This is a genomic window from Chryseobacterium piperi, from assembly GCF_002285635.2.
GTDB classification, from domain to species: domain Bacteria; phylum Bacteroidota; class Bacteroidia; order Flavobacteriales; family Weeksellaceae; genus Chryseobacterium; species Chryseobacterium piperi.
In genome coordinates this window covers 899,301-915,978 of record NZ_CP023049.2, presented here as the reverse complement: position 1 = coordinate 915,978, position 16,678 = coordinate 899,301, and the positions used below count along the sequence as shown (strand labels likewise).

The 16,678-nt window shown below is 36.3% G+C and carries 11 protein-coding genes; 9 read left to right on the top strand and 2 right to left on the bottom strand.

Annotated features, from left to right (window positions below; all coding sequences use genetic code 11):
• Position 1 precedes the first annotated feature (1 nt).
• The 4 genes from CJF12_RS04065 to CJF12_RS04050 all read left to right on the top strand — a co-directional run bounded on the left by CJF12_RS04065 (position 2) and on the right by CJF12_RS04050 (position 5,140).
• Complete coding sequence (locus CJF12_RS04065; RefSeq protein ID WP_034684920.1) at positions 2-1,153, top strand: efflux RND transporter periplasmic adaptor subunit; 1,152 nt, start codon at positions 2-4, stop codon at positions 1,151-1,153.
• Between the two features lie 498 nt (positions 1,154-1,651).
• Entirely contained in the window at positions 1,652-2,599 is a 948-nt protein-coding gene (locus CJF12_RS04060; protein WP_034684921.1) for a hypothetical protein, read from the top strand.
• Positions 2,600-2,852: 253 nt separating this feature from the next.
• Entirely contained in the window at positions 2,853-4,031 is a 1,179-nt protein-coding gene (locus CJF12_RS04055; RefSeq protein ID WP_034684923.1) for an acetyl-CoA C-acyltransferase, read from the top strand.
• 20 nt (positions 4,032-4,051) lie between these two features.
• Positions 4,052-5,140 carry an alpha/beta hydrolase gene (locus tag CJF12_RS04050; protein WP_034684925.1) on the top strand — a complete coding sequence of 363 codons (1,089 nt, stop codon included), beginning with the start codon at positions 4,052-4,054 and terminating at the stop codon, positions 5,138-5,140.
• Between the two features lie 494 nt (positions 5,141-5,634).
• On the opposite strand, the gene CJF12_RS04045 is transcribed toward CJF12_RS04050, so the two are convergent.
• Positions 5,635-7,050 carry an aminotransferase-like domain-containing protein gene (locus CJF12_RS04045; RefSeq protein WP_034685042.1) on the bottom strand — a complete coding sequence of 472 codons (1,416 nt, stop codon included), beginning with the start codon at positions 7,048-7,050 and terminating at the stop codon, positions 5,635-5,637.
• A gap of 303 nt (positions 7,051-7,353) precedes the next feature.
• Here CJF12_RS04045 and CJF12_RS04040 point away from each other — a divergent pair, with 303 nt between their 5' ends.
• Entirely contained in the window at positions 7,354-8,277 is a 924-nt protein-coding gene (locus CJF12_RS04040; RefSeq protein WP_034684929.1) for a DUF3078 domain-containing protein, read from the top strand.
• A 106-nt stretch (positions 8,278-8,383) separates the two neighbouring features.
• Here CJF12_RS04040 and CJF12_RS04035 read toward each other — a convergent pair whose 3' ends face one another.
• Positions 8,384-9,958, bottom strand: a complete 1,575-nt coding sequence (locus CJF12_RS04035) for a discoidin domain-containing protein (protein ID WP_034684931.1) — start codon at positions 9,956-9,958, stop codon at positions 8,384-8,386.
• A gap of 240 nt (positions 9,959-10,198) precedes the next feature.
• Between CJF12_RS04035 and CJF12_RS04030 the strand changes: the two genes are divergently transcribed.
• From CJF12_RS04030 to CJF12_RS04015, 4 genes are all read left to right on the top strand, one after another.
• Positions 10,199-11,299 carry a sensor histidine kinase gene (locus tag CJF12_RS04030; protein ID WP_034684934.1) on the top strand — a complete coding sequence of 367 codons (1,101 nt, stop codon included), beginning with the start codon at positions 10,199-10,201 and terminating at the stop codon, positions 11,297-11,299.
• Positions 11,296-12,060, top strand: coding sequence for a LytR/AlgR family response regulator transcription factor (locus tag CJF12_RS04025; RefSeq protein ID WP_034684936.1), 765 nt, complete (start codon positions 11,296-11,298; stop codon positions 12,058-12,060). The genes CJF12_RS04030 and CJF12_RS04025 overlap by 4 nt, the downstream gene beginning before the upstream one ends.
• A 319-nt stretch (positions 12,061-12,379) precedes the next feature.
• Positions 12,380-13,501, top strand: a complete 1,122-nt coding sequence (locus tag CJF12_RS04020) for an efflux RND transporter periplasmic adaptor subunit (protein ID WP_034684937.1) — start codon at positions 12,380-12,382, stop codon at positions 13,499-13,501.
• Positions 13,502-13,535: 34 nt separating this feature from the next.
• Positions 13,536-16,676 (top strand): efflux RND transporter permease subunit, encoded by a 3,141-nt coding sequence (locus CJF12_RS04015; protein ID WP_034684938.1) that lies wholly within the window; start codon positions 13,536-13,538, stop codon positions 16,674-16,676.
• Positions 16,677-16,678 lie beyond the last annotated feature (2 nt).

The following is a 16,678-nucleotide window of genomic DNA, read 5'->3' as shown; positions in this document are numbered from 1 at the left end:
AATGTATTTCAAAAAAACATCCACATATATTCTTGCCACAGCAATTATTGTATCTTCATGTTCAGGAAAAAAGGAAGCGGAAACTACGGTTTATGAAAACAAAAAACTGGTCGGAAAAGATCAGAATACCGTTCAGTTAACCAGCCAGCAGATAAAAACTGCAGGAATTAGCACCGCCATTATTCAGAATAAAAATATGGACAAACTGGTAAGGCTGAATGGAAAGGTAGAAATATCCCCGTCTCATATCAGCTCTCTTTCCAGTATTATGGGTGGGCATATTAAATCCATTAATGTTATCAATGGAAGCCATTTCCGTAAAGGACAGATACTTGCAGTAGTAGAAGATCCTCAGTTTATCCAGCTCCAGCAAGACTACCTTGTTACCAAAGCCCAGCTTGAATCGGCAAGACTCAATCTCAATCGCCAGAAAGACCTTAATACCAGTAAAGCAAGCAGTGATAAAACGTTACAAACGGCACAGGCAGATTACTCAACACTGCATGCAACTTTAAAAGGACTGGAAGAAAAATTAAGAATTATAGGAGTTAGCGCCCAAGGTCTGAACTCAGGAAATATCCGAAGTAGAATAAGCATTCATGCTCCTTTTAGCGGTTTTGTCAGTAAAATATTCGTCAACAACGGACAATACATCAATCCTTCCGATACCTTATTTGAACTGATCAATCCTTCCGGTTTATTATTAGAATTAAAGGTATTTGAGAATGATGTCAACGACATTAAAACAGGGCAGCAGATTGAAGTTTACAACAATCAGAATCCGGATCGGAAATACATGGCAAAGATCATAAGCACGGTACCCAATATCGAAAATGGCGGTTCATCAATTGCAGTAGCCCAACTAAGTAGTTCTAATTCAGAACTGATCAGGGGAATGTATATTAATGCGGAAGTAAAAATCAGAGGAAGAACTACCCCGAGTTTACCTAATGAATCGGTCGTTTCCTTTGAAAATAAGAATTATATTTTTGAAGACATGGGAAATCGTCAGTATAAAATGATTCCTGTAATCACCGGTATTTCAGATGATCAGTTTACAGAAATTCTAAAATCAGATTTTCTTAATGATAAAAGAATTGTCCAGAAAGGAGCTTATGACCTTCTCATGATGCTTAAAAATAAGACGGAATAAACAGATTATAAAAATCATTACAAAGGGTGTTCACTAGTTGAACCCCTTTTTTAATGGGGTATCATGAGAACAAAATCATTCATTTTACGAAATAATTAATCATATTATCTATACCGCAATTTTATAACACATTTACATCACATAAATTAAATATCAATAAATTATTTTCTTTTTTCATTTCATTTTTTTCGTAATTTTCATAAAAATAAAAATTTTCAGATATGCTGAGGGAACGACAAGGTTTATACCGTATCATACCGGTGGATTTTACCTATAACGAATCGACTTTACTTTCAGAGAAAATAAAGTCAGAAAAATGGTTCTCACCTGCATACCCAACTATCACATCCAATTCGTTATATAATTTATCTTTTTTACAAATACCATAAGCCCTTATAAAAGCTGGGATTTTGAATTTTTATATTATATTTTTGCCATTAATTTGCCCTCTAATCATAGATGAAAAAACAATTGAGTTAAAAATTAATAAACTAGAAAATGAAAAAAAATAGATTATTTTGGCTACTATTAGCTATTACATTATGTTCTTGTGCCACGAATAACAGATTTAATTCTACAGTAAAATCCTTAGCAGCAGACGACCACTGTAGTACGCTATTAAAATCACAATACACTACCATTCACATCAATAAATCCTCAGATTCTGTGTTGGCCAATAATACTGAATTAAAACCCTACTTCTCAGACAAAGACATCCTTGTATTAAATGCCTTGGATGCTGTAAAAGAAGCAAGGGAGCTGGCAAAGCTAAAGAGAGATACAACCATTGCCGCAAAAGTCCGGTATATAGAATTAAAAGCTGATATCAATAATAAAGTAACCCTCGCATTATCAGAACTTTCTTCAGTTTCTGCAGAAATTAATTGTGAGGCAGACCGGGCCCGCGAGATGATTAATTATGTAGATAATTTGAATGCCAAACGCATCAACAGAATTTGGGCAACATCTTTTGTCATAGGGGCTGCAGCTGTAGCAGCTGGTGTGTTGATTAAAAATGATGATGCTAATAATGGAGTAGCTATTGGTGCTGGAATTGCTGGAGCCGGATTAGGGTTTATGACCCTGAATGCCAAAGGGAAAAAAGTTAATTATTACCATAAAACCAATTTGCTTAATGATTTTTGGACAGGATCTGAACCTAAAAACTTTTCTCCTTTTGTTTGGTATATGCTGTCGGAAAAAAAGCTGGGTACCGTCAAGGGTAAATCCTTATTGGAAGATCTGAGAGAATGGTGGATAGATGCACAATTTGAAGGAAGCAAAGAAGAAGCGGCCAAATCTATCGTCTTTAGTGAAGGAGGGGCTTATACAGCAGCAGATTTGTATACTCGTTCTTCGATGATCAACCAAGTCCAATCTTCAGTATGGTCGATTCATCAAAGTCTGAATATTTTCTTACTTGATTTGAATAAAGCAAGATTCTAAATAGCTTAAACAGACACTTTCTTTTTATAGACTATTTATTGCAAATAAGACAAAAAACGTCTGACCGGATTTATTATAAACTGGTCAGACGTTTTATTTTTAAGTAAGCATTGGTTTCAGGTTTTGCCAAATCTAATAAAGTATCTTTTTTATAAGCGACACAAAACAGCTATATCATTATTAATCTGATATTTATATTTCTTACCTTTATGGTTATCTTAAAAATCACTAAAATAAAATCTATAAAAATATCATGAAAGAAGTATTTATTGTATCAGCAAAACGCACTCCGGTAGGAGGATTATTGGGCAGCATATCTGCTTTCTCCGCACCACAATTAGGCGCTATGGCCATTCGTGAAGCGTATCAAAGCATTTCATTAGAACCTGAATTATTAGATAGTGTTTATATGGGAAACGTACTCAGTGCAGGAGTAGGACAGGCCCCCGCAAGACAGGCTGCTATTTTTGCTGATATTCCTTATGACAAAGATGCTACGACCATCAATAAGGTTTGTGCTTCCGGGATGAAGGCTACTTCATTGGGAGCTCAGCAGATTCAAACAGGATTGGAACATCTTATTATAACCGGAGGTATGGAAAGTATGAGCAATGTTCCACATTATGCTTTTATAAGAAATGGGAAAAAACTAGGTGACCTTACCCTTACCGACGGAATGACTAAAGACGGATTATGGGATGTTTATCATGATTTCCATATGGGAAGCGCAGCAGAGCTGGGTATAAAAAAATATGGTCATACCAGGAAAGAACTGGATGACTACGCTTTGTCTTCTTATCAAAAGTCACAAAATGCAACAGCTCAGGGAAAATTTAAAAATGAAATTATTCCCATTGAAATAAAGAAAGGAAAGGAGACCTTTACTATAGATAGAGATGAAGATATTGATAAACTTATTCCTGAAAAAATAACCCAGCTAAAACCTGTTTTCGAAAAAGATGGACTGCTTACAGCTGCTAATTCTAGTAATCTGAATGATGGAGCAGCAGCTTTGATTCTAGCCTCAGCTGAAGCTGTAGAAAAATACCAGCTGAAACCGCTGGCCAAAATTATAGGTTATGCAGATGCTGCCCAAGCTCCTGAATGGTTTACCACTTCTCCTGCTTTGGCAATTCCAAAAGCACTTTTAACTGCTAATCTTGATCTTTCAGCAATAGATTATTTTGAAATCAATGAAGCATATGCTTCAGTTACCCTTTCTAATCAGAAAATCTTAGGTTTTGATCCGGAAAAGGTTAACGTTTATGGAGGAGCAGTAGCCATCGGTCATCCGATAGGAGCTTCGGGAGCCAGAATTCTGGTAACACTCATCAATGTTCTGAAACAGGAAAATGGAAAATATGGAGTAGCTGCCATCTGCAATGGAGGTGGGGGAGCTTCAGCCATGGTTATTGAGAATTTAAATGGTTAATACCAAAATATAAAAAACTTATGAGAAACAAATTTTTATTTCTGACGTTACTGCTCTATTCAATGGGGCTTTTTGGACAGCATAAGCAGCCTTCCGATGAATATGCAAAAGCCAAAGAAATTATTCAAGATCTTGATTCTATTGTTAATCCAAACGGAATTCAGGAAAGATACAAAGTCCATATTGGTGGGGTAGATCAATGGGTATATGCAAGAGGACAAAATAAAGAAAATCCGATAATTTTATTCGTACATGGAGGCCCGGCATCTCCAATCTCTCCGGTAATGTGGATGTTTCAAAGACCTATTGAAGAATATTTCACAGTAGTAAACTATGATCAAAGAGGATCTGGTAAAACATATAACGCAAATGATACCTTACATCTAAACAATACCATAAAAATCACTCAATATGTTGATGACGCCATACAGCTGGCAGAATTAATTAAAAAGAAATATAAAAAGAAAAAGCTGATCCTGATGGGTCATAGCTGGGGTACGGTAATTTCTATGAATGCTGCATTGAAAAGACCGGATTTGTTTTATGCCTATGTTGGAATCGGACAAATTATTAACACGAAAGACAATGAACGCTTAAGCGTTGATTATGCTCTAAAAGAGGCGACCCGATTGAATAACAGCACAGCCCTAAAAGAATTGGCATCAATTGCACCATATCCGGGAAATACTCCTGTTACAAGAGCCCGAATTATTGTTGCAAGAAAATGGCCTCAGTATTATGGAGGCTTAACAGCATTTAAAAATGATTCAAAGTATTTTTTTCAAGCCCCATTATTATCTCCGGAGTATTCTTATGAAGATGTAAAAGCTATTGGTAAAGGAAGCCTTTTTACATTAGAAAAAATCCTTCCCGAGTTCCTCAATGTCAATTTTAAAAACGTTCATCAATTTCCTATTCCTGTATTTATGTTTATGGGAAGACATGATTACACAACACCTTCAGAACCAACTTCCCAATGGCTACAAAATGTAAAAGCTCCTGTAAAAAAAGGAATATGGTTTGAAAATTCAGCTCATATGATCCCTTTTGAAGAACCGGGGAAAATGCTAGTCACTTTATTAAATGAAGTAAAACCAGTTTGTAAATAATAAGATTAAAAAAACTGGATAGTTCCTCTACTAAAAAAGCCTCCCTAGGGAGGCCTTAAAAAACACAAATGATGAAAAAAAATTATTTCGTTGGCAAATATAACAAACATATTATGTTTCGCATTGTAATTTTATTAATATTTTTAATTTATTTACACCCATAAACATAATATTAAATTAATTAAGAAGTAAATAATCCGAAATAATCGTCAATTCGAAAATTTGGTCCCATATTAAGGCGTCAAAAAATACTACGAAAGCATTCAGGATAGAGCTAGCGTTAAAATCTAAATAATAGAATTTAAAAAAAGAAGACTTATTGATTCATCTCAAGATAAAAAGATGAGAAGTAGAGTACAAAAAAAAAGATGAAGCTACACATCTTACGTGATAGCCCCATCAATTTTTTTCTCATTTGGTTTTGTGTTTACAAATTTAGGTCAATCGATAGGGCAGATACAGATACAGTTGCTGATTTTTATTAGGGCACAGATTTAGTAAGCGTCCTTAACAATCTGTCCCAGTGTCTTTAAATCGGCATTAATCTTCTCATTCCAGTTCATTGCAAAGTTCAATCTCATACAATTATTGTACTGATTGTACTGTGTAAACATTCTTCCCGGTGCAAAACTTATATTCTGTCTTATAGCAATATCAAAAAGTTGGACTGTATCAATTTTTTTATCCAGTTCCACCCATAACATAAAACCTCCTGCCGGCTGAGACACTTTTGTATTATCAGGAAAATAATCCTCAATTCCCTGTAAAAGTTTCAGACAATTTGAGTGTACAGTTTTCCGGAAAGTATGCAAGTGATGATCATATCTTCCGTTTTCCAAAAAATGAGAAATGGTTTCCTGATAGAGAGCAGGAGTGGAAATTGTCTGTATCAGCTTTTGCTGGATGATTTTATCTTTATATTTTCCGGGAATAATCCAGCCCACCCGATATCCCGGAGCCAGTGTTTTGGATACGGAATTAACCAACATCACGATTCCTGCTTCATCAAACGCTTTACAAGGTTTTGGCCTTTCTAATCCATAATACACATTCCTGAATATATCATTTTCTATCAGAGGGATATCGCGTTCTGTCAGCATTCTTACCAATTCCTTTTTATTATCGTCAGGCATTAAGGTCCCCATAGGATTATTGAAATTAACCACAAAGCAGCAGGCGCTGATCGTGGGTAAAACTTTTTTAAGCGCATCGAGATCTAATCCGGTAACAGGATCGGAAGGAATTTCTACAGCTTCCAGTCCCATAGCACTGATCATCTTTAAAATTCCAAAATAGGCAGGACTTTCAACCGCAATCTTATCGCCTGGTTTTGTAACCGCCATCAAACAAGTAAACATCCCGTTCATCGCTCCTGAAGTGGCTATTACGTCATCTTCTGTAATCTTTCCTTCCAACATAAACGCCCATCTGGCAACAGTTCTTCTGAAATTCAGATTCCCTTGTACTGACTCGTAAGTCACCCCACCGTTAGCCAAACTCCGCATAACCGCGGCCACACTTTTATTCAGTTTTGCAATCGGCAAAAGCGTTTTCTCAGGTAGTCCCAGAGAAAAATGAGTAATATCTGTATTTTCTGATGAAGCAAATGTTTTATGAAACAGATCTTCAGGATGCTTTTCTTTTTGTAATGAATCCAGTATAATTACTGAGGGAAGTGAAAACTTTCTTTGGGAAGCTTTACTTACAAAGTATCCTGATTTGGGTACAGACTCTATCAAAGATTTACTTTCCAGTTCGAGGAATGCCTGCCTTACCGTATTAATGCTTACATTATATACTTTTTGTACTGTACGGATAGAAGGAATTTTTTCCCCTAGTCGCAAGGTTCCATTGAGAATTTGTTTCTCAATAATTCCTGCTATTTTTAAGTATAGAATCTCTTTTTTCATCCCATCAGTTTCCATATTCTGCAAAATTAAGAATTTTAATCACGCTACTAAGATAGTGCTCTTCAAATCATTAACGTAAAACTATATTCATAAATAAATGACATAAAAAATCAACTGATTTCTATCATTATTAAAGTTTACACAATAATTTTTTATATAAAAATGAGACTTTTATAAAATACCATTCATTTATTTTTTTGAATCATATTATAAAAAATCTTAATTTTAAATAAATTTAGTCTTTTTTAATAATTTTTAACAAAAATTATATTTTCTATTTTTGCAACCAATATCTTTTAAATTATGAAAAAAATTTTATTAGCCGTTTCCATTTCTCTTGGAACACTCGCTTTTGCACAAGAAACAAAAACTGATGCTCCCGTAGTAGATACGACCAAAGCATGGAGTATCCAAGGTCAGAACACATTAATGCTGAACCAGGCTGCATTTTCCAACTGGGTTGGGGGTGGAGCTAACAACGTAGGTTGGCTTGCCGGTGTTAATTATAACCTTACTTACGAAAAGGGAAAAGATCTTTGGGAAAATATCGTTATTCTTGGTTATGGACAAAATAACACTCAGGGAGTAGGATCAAGAAAAACACAGGATGTTATCAACCTTTCTACAAACTATGGTAGAAAGATTGCTAAAAACTGGTATGTATCTGGTGGACTAAGTTTACAAAGTCAGTTTGCACCTGGATATGAAGATGGGAATAATCCTGATGCTAAAAAGATTTCAAACTTTATGGCTCCTGGATATCTGAATGCAGGGGTAGGTTTTACTTACAGACCTAACGATAATTTCACCATGACATTACGTCCGGCTAACGGAAGATGGACTTTTGTATTGGATAAAGATCTTCAATATGCAGGAAGCTATGGATTGAAAAATAATAGAGATTCTTCATTATTCCAATTTGGTTTCTTAGGAACTGCTATTTACAAAGTGAAAATTATGGACAATATCAGTTTGATCAATACAGGTTCTGTATTTTCAAACTATTTAGATCACCCGGATAGATTGGTACTTGCTTATAGTGGGATCTTAAACATGAAAATTAACAAATTCATATCTACCAATATTACTTTAGACTTAATGTATGATCACAACCAGATCAGAAGAACACAGCTAAAACAAACATTAGGAGTAGGTTTTGCTTATAATATTGATAAAGGTAGAAAACGTTCTGATAATAAAGACAATCAGTCTTGGATGAAAAAATAATATATTCATTCATCAAAAAATCAAAAGAGACTAGCTTTAAAAGCTAGTCTCTTTTGTAATAATTAGACTTTAAATCATCTTTCTGAATGATCAAAAGAGCCAATAATTAATAAGCTCCGAACTCAGCCAGATGAGTGTATTGAAAACCTCCATTGGTAGAGTTAACTTTAACTTTTACATACCTCATAGATTCGTTTTGTGGCAGATCCACATATTGCCAATTCTGTTGGGCAATGAGCGCGAATGTTCCTATACTCGTCCAGCTGATATTATCATTGCTTTTAAAGATTTCAATATCTTTCATCGCACCATTTAAATTACTGCGATTGGCAAATGCAAAGCCGTTAACGGAAGTTGCAGAGGCCATATCTACTATAAACTGATGGGGTAGTGGTGCTTCGCCAGTTCTCCATACTGTATGCCACACGGTATCAAAATTATTGTCCAGAATATTTCCGATAACGCCATCGGTTGCTTCCTGGCTATTCGTAGAAATAGCCTGCCATGCTGATCTATTCAATAAATCTCTTGTATTAATTATTGAAACATTAGGCACTCCGTTAACAAACTCATATTGATAACTGTTGGTGGTCACTGTTCCGTTTTCATGATGAAACTCAATTCTTAACTGATACTTTCCTGATAAGGTATGAAAATCATCCAGTGAGCTTTCTACAGAAAAGCTGTTTCCTCCAGTTGGCTGGACATTCCATGCCAGAGCATCATAGTCTGCATAATATTTTCCCGCAGGAAAAGGGTCATGGTAAACAGTAACCGCCTTTACTGGTAGACTTGAAGTATAGTTTCCACTGATTATAATTTTATTATCACGAAACTCTCCTTTTACACTTTCCAGCTTGTTCTGTACAGCACTATACCAATCACTTCTGATGGATTTCGAAAATGGCTGTGACAGAGAAAATATGGCTGAGTGAGCATTGGTAATATGAGTCGGTGATTTTCCATAAGTAGAATTCCCTGACCCCATTAATGCCGTCCCTAAGGTAGACATATTGGTCTTATGTTCCTTATTGTGAGGAGCATTCAAGCCATGTCCCAATTCATGAGCAAGACCTCCTATCCATTTTGTAGCAAGGTTTCCTGCTGTTCCCGGTAATCCAAACTTATCCGTATCCATTTCAGGATAATCCAGCGCAAAACAATCCCTACCTAAACCATAAAATGGTGGTCCTCCTGGATTATTAGGATCTGAATTATAGGAAGGGATGATAATTAAGCTATGTTCACTTTTCTTTTGTCCTGGGTTCAACATAAAATATTGCTGCACTTCACTCAATACAGCCCCACCGCCGCCTGAATAGGGATAAGAGTCTTTTCCTTTTGTTCCTCTAATGGTTATAATATTCACTCGGGTATCAGACAAAAGATCTAATCCAAAAGAGGTATAGCCATAGCCTGCTCTTTTCAAATTGTCTCCGAAAAACTTTTGTACATGCAACATAATGTTACTCAATCTTTTCTGATATCCCGGAATCGTATCTAAATCGTTGGGGACAAAATAGATTACATTCACTTTGTAAGGATTATCTTTCCAGGTATTAGTGATTGAAGTTTCGTTTTGAGAGCCTTCATTTTCATCAGGTGTCATATCATTACAGGAGTTCAGGATGAAGACCAATAGAAATGCACTTAATAGTAAATTAAATAGTTTTCCTTTCATAATTTGTTGGTTTTAATAAATATACACCTACAATATAAAAATTATCTCACACACTAGAGTAATATATTCAAACTAAATTGGGCCCTAAAATAATAGATACTCTAATATAGGGACAACGTTTTAAACTATTCATTTAGCATTTCAGGTCAAATTTTTCCTGCTTGACGAAAAATCAAAGGACTTTTTAAAGATCAATATCTATATTTACAAAATCATTAAACCTGAAACCGTATTCTTTCTATGAAAAGAAGAAGTAAAATAAGAAAAGAACTCATTCTTTCAGCCACTAAAAAAAGATTATTGATCTGGACAGTGGCTTTATTTTCATTTTATATATTTTCCTATCTGATGGATCCCTTTGATCCGGCCTGGCAAGGATATATCAATCAGCCTCTGTATTTTCTGATCAATGACCTCTTTTGGGTAGCGCTATTTTCCATTATCATTTCCGAAGTGAGCATATTCATTGACCATCAGCTGAATAAATTGCTTCCGTGGAGTAACCGCAATATCAACAGGGTTTTTATACAAGGCTTTCTTCAAATCATAGGAAGTGTTCTTCTGGTCATCATCATCAATTATATCTTTTCTAAAACGGAAAACATGCCCGAAATTGATTACCGTAAAGAGATGACCTTACTCGGGCAGTGGATTGCCACCAATATTATTGTTTCATTAATTATAAGTGCCATTAATACGGGAGATTTTTTGCTGGAAAACTGGAAAAAATCAGCACTTGAAGTCAGCCAGCATAAGCTTAGAGCATCCAAACACAGACAGGCTGCCATGGCAGCAGAGCTCCAGGCTTTGAAATTACAGATCGACCCTCATTTCATTTTCAATAATCTCAGTGTATTATCTGAGCTTATTCTGGAAAACCAACAGTTAGGATATGAATATGCAGAGAATTTCTCTAAAGTATACCGTTATCTCCTGATCAATTCAAAAAAAGACAGCATCGCATTGGAAGAAGAACTTAAGTTTCTGGATTCCTATATTTTCCTTATTAAAAAGAGAATAGGAGATGGAGTAGTCTTCAATATTTCCATTGATGAGAACTACAAAAGCATGCTGATCCCGCCATTAACATTGCAGTTTTTGGTAGAGAATGCTATCAAGCACAACCAGACCCTGAAATCTAACCCATTAGAAATAAAAATATATACTTTACCCAGCAAAAACCTTGTGGTTTATAATACCTTATCGCCATTGGTTAATAAAACCGCATCAGCCAAGGTAGGGGTAAAAAATATCATGAACCGGTTTGAATTACTGGGAGAGAGAAAACCGCTGATACTAAAAACAGAAAAAGATTTCATCGCTAAAATACCATTATTATGAAACTTAATAAGATCTTAATCGTAGAAGACGAAAAACCCAATGCAGACCGTTTACAAAGATTACTTTTAAAATTAAGACCTCAAGCAGAAATTGTTTCTGTGGAAGATTCTGTAGCTTCCTCGGTGAAATGGCTTCAGGAAAATACAACTCCTGATATGATTATGATGGATATCCGGCTTGCAGACGGGTTAAGCTTTGAAATTTTTAATCAAATCGAGATCAAATGCCCGGTTATATTCACCACTGCTTATGACGAATATGCGGTAAAAGCATTTAAGTATAACAGTATCGATTATCTCCTAAAACCTATAGAAGAAGACGAACTGGAAGCTGCGCTTAAACAATACGAAACTTTTATGGAAGCAATTCCTTATGTAGGAACTGCTATAGAAGGATTACTGAACTACATACAACCTAAAGACTATAGGAAGCGGTTTTTGCTGGCACATCGTGACGGTTACAAAACATTGCTTGCAGAAGATGTTCTTTATTTCTTCACCGAATTAGGAGTGAATAAAGCAGTGTTAAAAACAGGTAGTACAGAGTGTGTTCCTCAAACCCTTGAAGAACTCGAAAAACAGCTCGACCCTAAAATATTTTTCAGAGCCAACCGGCAATTCATCATCAATATTGATTCTGTAAAACAAGTATTTAATCATTTCAATGGAAAACTTAAGCTTGAACTTCTTAAGCATCCGGATATTGAAGTGATTGTAAGCAGGGAAAAAGCATCAGCATTAAAAGCATGGATGGATTATTAAACAATGCATGCATCAATTTTGAGCTAAAGATACTTTTCAATAACTGATGTTTAGAATTAAATACTAGTGTTTTATTCTAACGGAAAATCTTAGAAAATACATCTTTTGCCAGATCACCTATCTAATGCAAAGATGGAATTCTATATTCACTTCGTTTCGGTTTCATAAATTAAGAATGAAATATCAATTAAACCACTTTTCTTTTCATTTTTAATATTAAACGTTTCACCTCTAAATAATGCTGTTTCACTAAATTTCCTTCTATTAATGACCTTTTTTTACGATTATTTTGTAGTAAGTAATCAGTAAATCACAGCTCATGAACTATAAAAAAGGTTATTTTCTATTCGTACTCACAGCAGCAGTTTTCTTACATTCATGTAATTCAGGAAACAGCCAGGAAGCAACTTCACAAGTATCAGCACTCCCAACGGATTTTATCCAACTTCAATCCGGAAATGCAGATATTTCATCCGGTTATCCCGGAAGTATTGAAGGACGGGATAATGTAGATATTAAAGCCCAGGTCACCGGCTATCTGGAAGCAGTATATGTAAAGGAAGGACAGTATGTCCAAAAAGGACAGACGCTTTTCAGAATTAATCCTTCGGTGTATAATGAACAGGTCAACAATAGTAACGCAGCTCTCAAAACAGCTTTAGCCAACCAGACCACCGCCAAACTTGAAGTAGAAAAGCTAAAGCCATTGGTAGAAGAAGAGGTGGTTTCCGAAATGCAGTTAAAAACAGCACAAGCCAGTTATCAGGCAGCTACAGCACAGGTTGACCAGGCTAAATCAGCTTTAGGATCATCAAGAATCAATGCAGGCTTTACTTATATCAAAGCTCCGGTAGCCGGATACATCGGAAGAATACCCAACAGGACCGGAAACCTGATTAGTCCTTCTGATCCTTCACCATTGACCACACTATCGGATATCAATACAGTAAATGTATATTTCTCAATGAATGAAGCAGACTTCCTCAGATATACCAAAGCAAAAATCGCTTCTGAAGATCATACGGGAAATGTTGACCTTATCCTTCCGGACGGCTCTACGTATGCTTATAAAGGACAATTGGAAAATGCCAGTGGTAATTTTGACCGCAGTACCGGGAGTATGCAGATGAAAGCGATCTTTCAGAATCCTGACAAATTATTACGTGCCGGAGGAACAGCAAAAGTGATGATTCATCAGTCCATAGATGACGTTATCAAGCTTCCAAAAACCGCAGTAAAAGATATTCAGGATAGATTCTTTGTCTATAAACTGAGCTCTAAAAATAAGGTAGTGATGTCTCCGATCGAGATTTCAGGAGGTACGATCAATGACTATTTTGTTGCCTCAGGAGTAAAAGCAGGTGATAAGATTGCAGTCAACAGAATCGATGCTCTTACGGAAGGTGCTTTAGTACTTCCTAAAATCATCCCTTCAAAATAGTGAAAATAATGTTTCATTCTCAGAAAATCAAAACATGTTAAAAAAAATAATAGACCGGCCGGTATTGGCAACTGTAATTTCCCTGATCATTGTTATTCTTGGAATTATAGGTCTTAGCAAACTCGCCGTAACAAGATTTCCGGATATATCACCTCCTACGATCATGGTTTCAGGATCATATCCCGGAGGAAACAGCGAAACCGTCATCCGTTCTGTAGTTACCCCATTGGAAGAACAGATCAATGGAGTAGAAGACATGGAATACATCAAGTCGAATGCGAGTAACGATGGAACGTTCTCGATTTCAATTATATTTAAGCAGGGAGTCAATGCTGACCAGGCTGCCGTTAATGTACAAAACAGAGTACAGCAGGCTACCCCTATTTTACCCCAGGAAGTGGTAAGAATGGGACTGACTACCTCAAAGCAGCAAAACAGCATGATTATGTTGTTTAATATTTATACGGATGACAATACAAGATACGACGAAACCTTTTTGCAGAACTATGCCAATATCAATCTTATTCCACAGATAAAAAGAGTAAAAGGTGTAGGCCAGGCGCAGGTTTTCGGGGTTAAAGATTACTCCATGAGAATCTGGCTGAATCCACAGAAAATGTCATCTTACGGATTGGAACCTGCTGACATTTCAAACGCAGTTGCAGACCATAGTCTGGAATCTGCTCCGGGTAAACTCGGGGAAGAATCCAATGCTTCATTGGAATATGTTATGCGATATAAAGGGAAAAAAAATAAACCTGAGCAGTTTGAAAACATTGTCGTTAAAAATGATGGAACAAAGCTGATCCGGCTTAAAGATGTAGCCAGAGTGGAATTTGGTTCCATTTCTTACAGTGGAGATAACCTTTCCAATGGTAAAAATGCTGTAACCGTTGCTATCATGCAGACCACAGGATCCAATGCCAATGAAATAGAAATTGGGGTTAATAAGTCCATTGAACAGCTATCTAAATCTTTTCCTCCGGGAGTAAAATACCGCAAAGTGATTAGTACAAAAGAGAGACTGGATGAAGCAACGGGTCAGGTGAAATCTACTTTAATTGAAGCTTTTATCCTTGTTTTTATCGTTGTATTTATCTTTTTACAGGACTTCAGGTCGACAATTATCCCAGCCATTGCTGTTCCTGTAGCTATTGTAGGTACATTCTTTTTCCTTTTGGTATTAGGATTCACCATCAATGTATTAACACTTTTTGCTCTTGTTTTAGCTATCGGTATCGTTGTCGATGATGCCATTGTTGTGGTAGAAGCCGTGCACAGTAATATGGAAGGGACCAACCTTACAGGAAAAGAAGCTACTCATAAAGCGATGAACGAAATCACAGGAGCTGTAATTTCAATTACCCTGGTTATGTCAGCGGTATTTATTCCGATCGGATTCATGTCAGGATCTGCAGGATTATTTTATAAGCAGTTTGCTTATACATTAGCCATTGCCATCATTATTTCTGCAGTAAACGCCTTGACGTTAACCCCTGCTTTATGTGCCGTATTCTTAAAAAACAACCATGCCCATGATACTAATGGTGAGAAAAAAACCTTTGGAAAAAGGTTCGCTACAGCATTTAATGCAAGCTTTAACAATATGACCGGTCGATATGTAAAAGGAGTGAAATTTCTCATCCATAAAAAGTGGATTGGCGGGGGACTGGTTGTAGGCGTAATCGCTCTTGCAGCATGGCTGATGACTTCTACTTCAAAAAGTTTCGTGCCTATGGAAGATGACGGTTTGTTTATGTACACTCTAAGTATGCCTCCCGGAACAGGATTAACGAAAACTACAGAGGTTTCTGGCAGTATTAATAAGATTTTAAAAGGAGTGGAAGCTATTGATGAAAATACTTCTATTACAGGTTATAATTTATTGAGCAATAGTTCAGGACCTGCCTATGCCATGGGGTTTGTAAAATTAAAACCAAAAAAAGAAAGGGAGAAAGTACAGGATATTGATGAGCTTATGGAAATCATCAATGAAAAACTATCGGTGATCAAGGAAGGAAGCGTCATGACTTTCAGAATGCCTCCTGTAGAAGGATATGGAATGACTAATGATGCTGAAATCGTTCTTCAGGACAGAATGGGCAGAGACCCCCAAATCCTTAAGGCAAAAGCTGATGAACTTATCGGACAGCTTATGCAAACTCCGGAAGTTGCTTTTGCATATACCATGTTCAGGGCAGATTATCCGCAGATGGAGCTGGAAGTAAATGAAGATAAAGCTAAACAGCTGGGCGTAAGTATTTCCAATCTGTTGGGAAGTGTTCAGACTTACTTTTCAGGAGATCAGTCACAGAATTTTTCGAGATTCGGGAAATTTTACAGAGTCAATATCAAAGCTGATGGTATTTTCAGAATGGATGTAGATGCCTTCAATGATATTTTTGTCAAAAACAATAAAGGCGAAATGGTTCCTGCTAATACTCTGATTACTTTAAAAAAGGTGTATGGACCTGAATCCGTAGGACGTTATAATTTATATAATTCACTGAATATTAATGTAACACCAAAGCCGGGAGTAAGTAATGGAGCATTGATGGCCAAATTAGAAAAAACGTTGGAAAAACTACCTTCTGATTACAGCTATGAATGGACCGGACTGAGTCTGGAAGAAAAATCATCAGGAAATCAGACTACCGCTATTTTCGGGCTTTGTCTTCTTTTTGTTTACCTGCTTCTTGCAGCTCAATATGAAAGTTACATCCTTCCTCTGGCCGTTATGCTTTCTATTCCTACAGGTATTATAGGAGCCTTTCTGGGAATAAAAGCAATAGGGTTTGATAACAACATCTATGTACAGGTGGGACTTATTATGCTTATCGGCCTCTTAGCCAAAAATGCCATCCTTATTGTTGAGTTTGCTGTTCAGCGCAGAAAGTCAGGAATGTCTATTCTCGAATCAGCCGTGGAAGGAGCGAGATCCAGATTACGTCCAATTATTATGACCTCTCTGGCATTTATCGTAGGAATGATTCCTTTGATGCTTTCATCAGGAGGGATGGCTTCAGGTAATAAATCGATCAGTGTAAGTGCAGCCATGGGAATGCTGAGCGGAGTAATACTGGGAGTATTTGTAATTCCTGTACTATACATGTTTTTCCAATACATTGATGAAAAGCTTTCATCTAAAAAACAGAATGTTATACCATCAAAATAAGT

Coding starts and splice junctions, on each gene's coding strand:
- CJF12_RS04065 (WP_034684920.1), top strand. CDS start 2: ATGTATTTCAAAAAAACATCCACATATATTCTTGCCACAGCAATTATT.
- CJF12_RS04060 (WP_034684921.1), top strand. CDS start 1,652: ATGAAAAAAAATAGATTATTTTGGCTACTATTAGCTATTACATTATGT.
- CJF12_RS04055 (WP_034684923.1), top strand. CDS start 2,853: ATGAAAGAAGTATTTATTGTATCAGCAAAACGCACTCCGGTAGGAGGA.
- CJF12_RS04050 (WP_034684925.1), top strand. CDS start 4,052: ATGAGAAACAAATTTTTATTTCTGACGTTACTGCTCTATTCAATGGGG.
- CJF12_RS04045 (WP_034685042.1), bottom strand. CDS start 7,050: ATGAAAAAAGAGATTCTATACTTAAAAATAGCAGGAATTATTGAGAAA.
- CJF12_RS04040 (WP_034684929.1), top strand. CDS start 7,354: ATGAAAAAAATTTTATTAGCCGTTTCCATTTCTCTTGGAACACTCGCT.
- CJF12_RS04035 (WP_034684931.1), bottom strand. CDS start 9,958: ATGAAAGGAAAACTATTTAATTTACTATTAAGTGCATTTCTATTGGTC.
- CJF12_RS04030 (WP_034684934.1), top strand. CDS start 10,199: ATGAAAAGAAGAAGTAAAATAAGAAAAGAACTCATTCTTTCAGCCACT.
- CJF12_RS04025 (WP_034684936.1), top strand. CDS start 11,296: ATGAAACTTAATAAGATCTTAATCGTAGAAGACGAAAAACCCAATGCA.
- CJF12_RS04020 (WP_034684937.1), top strand. CDS start 12,380: ATGAACTATAAAAAAGGTTATTTTCTATTCGTACTCACAGCAGCAGTT.
- CJF12_RS04015 (WP_034684938.1), top strand. CDS start 13,536: ATGTTAAAAAAAATAATAGACCGGCCGGTATTGGCAACTGTAATTTCC.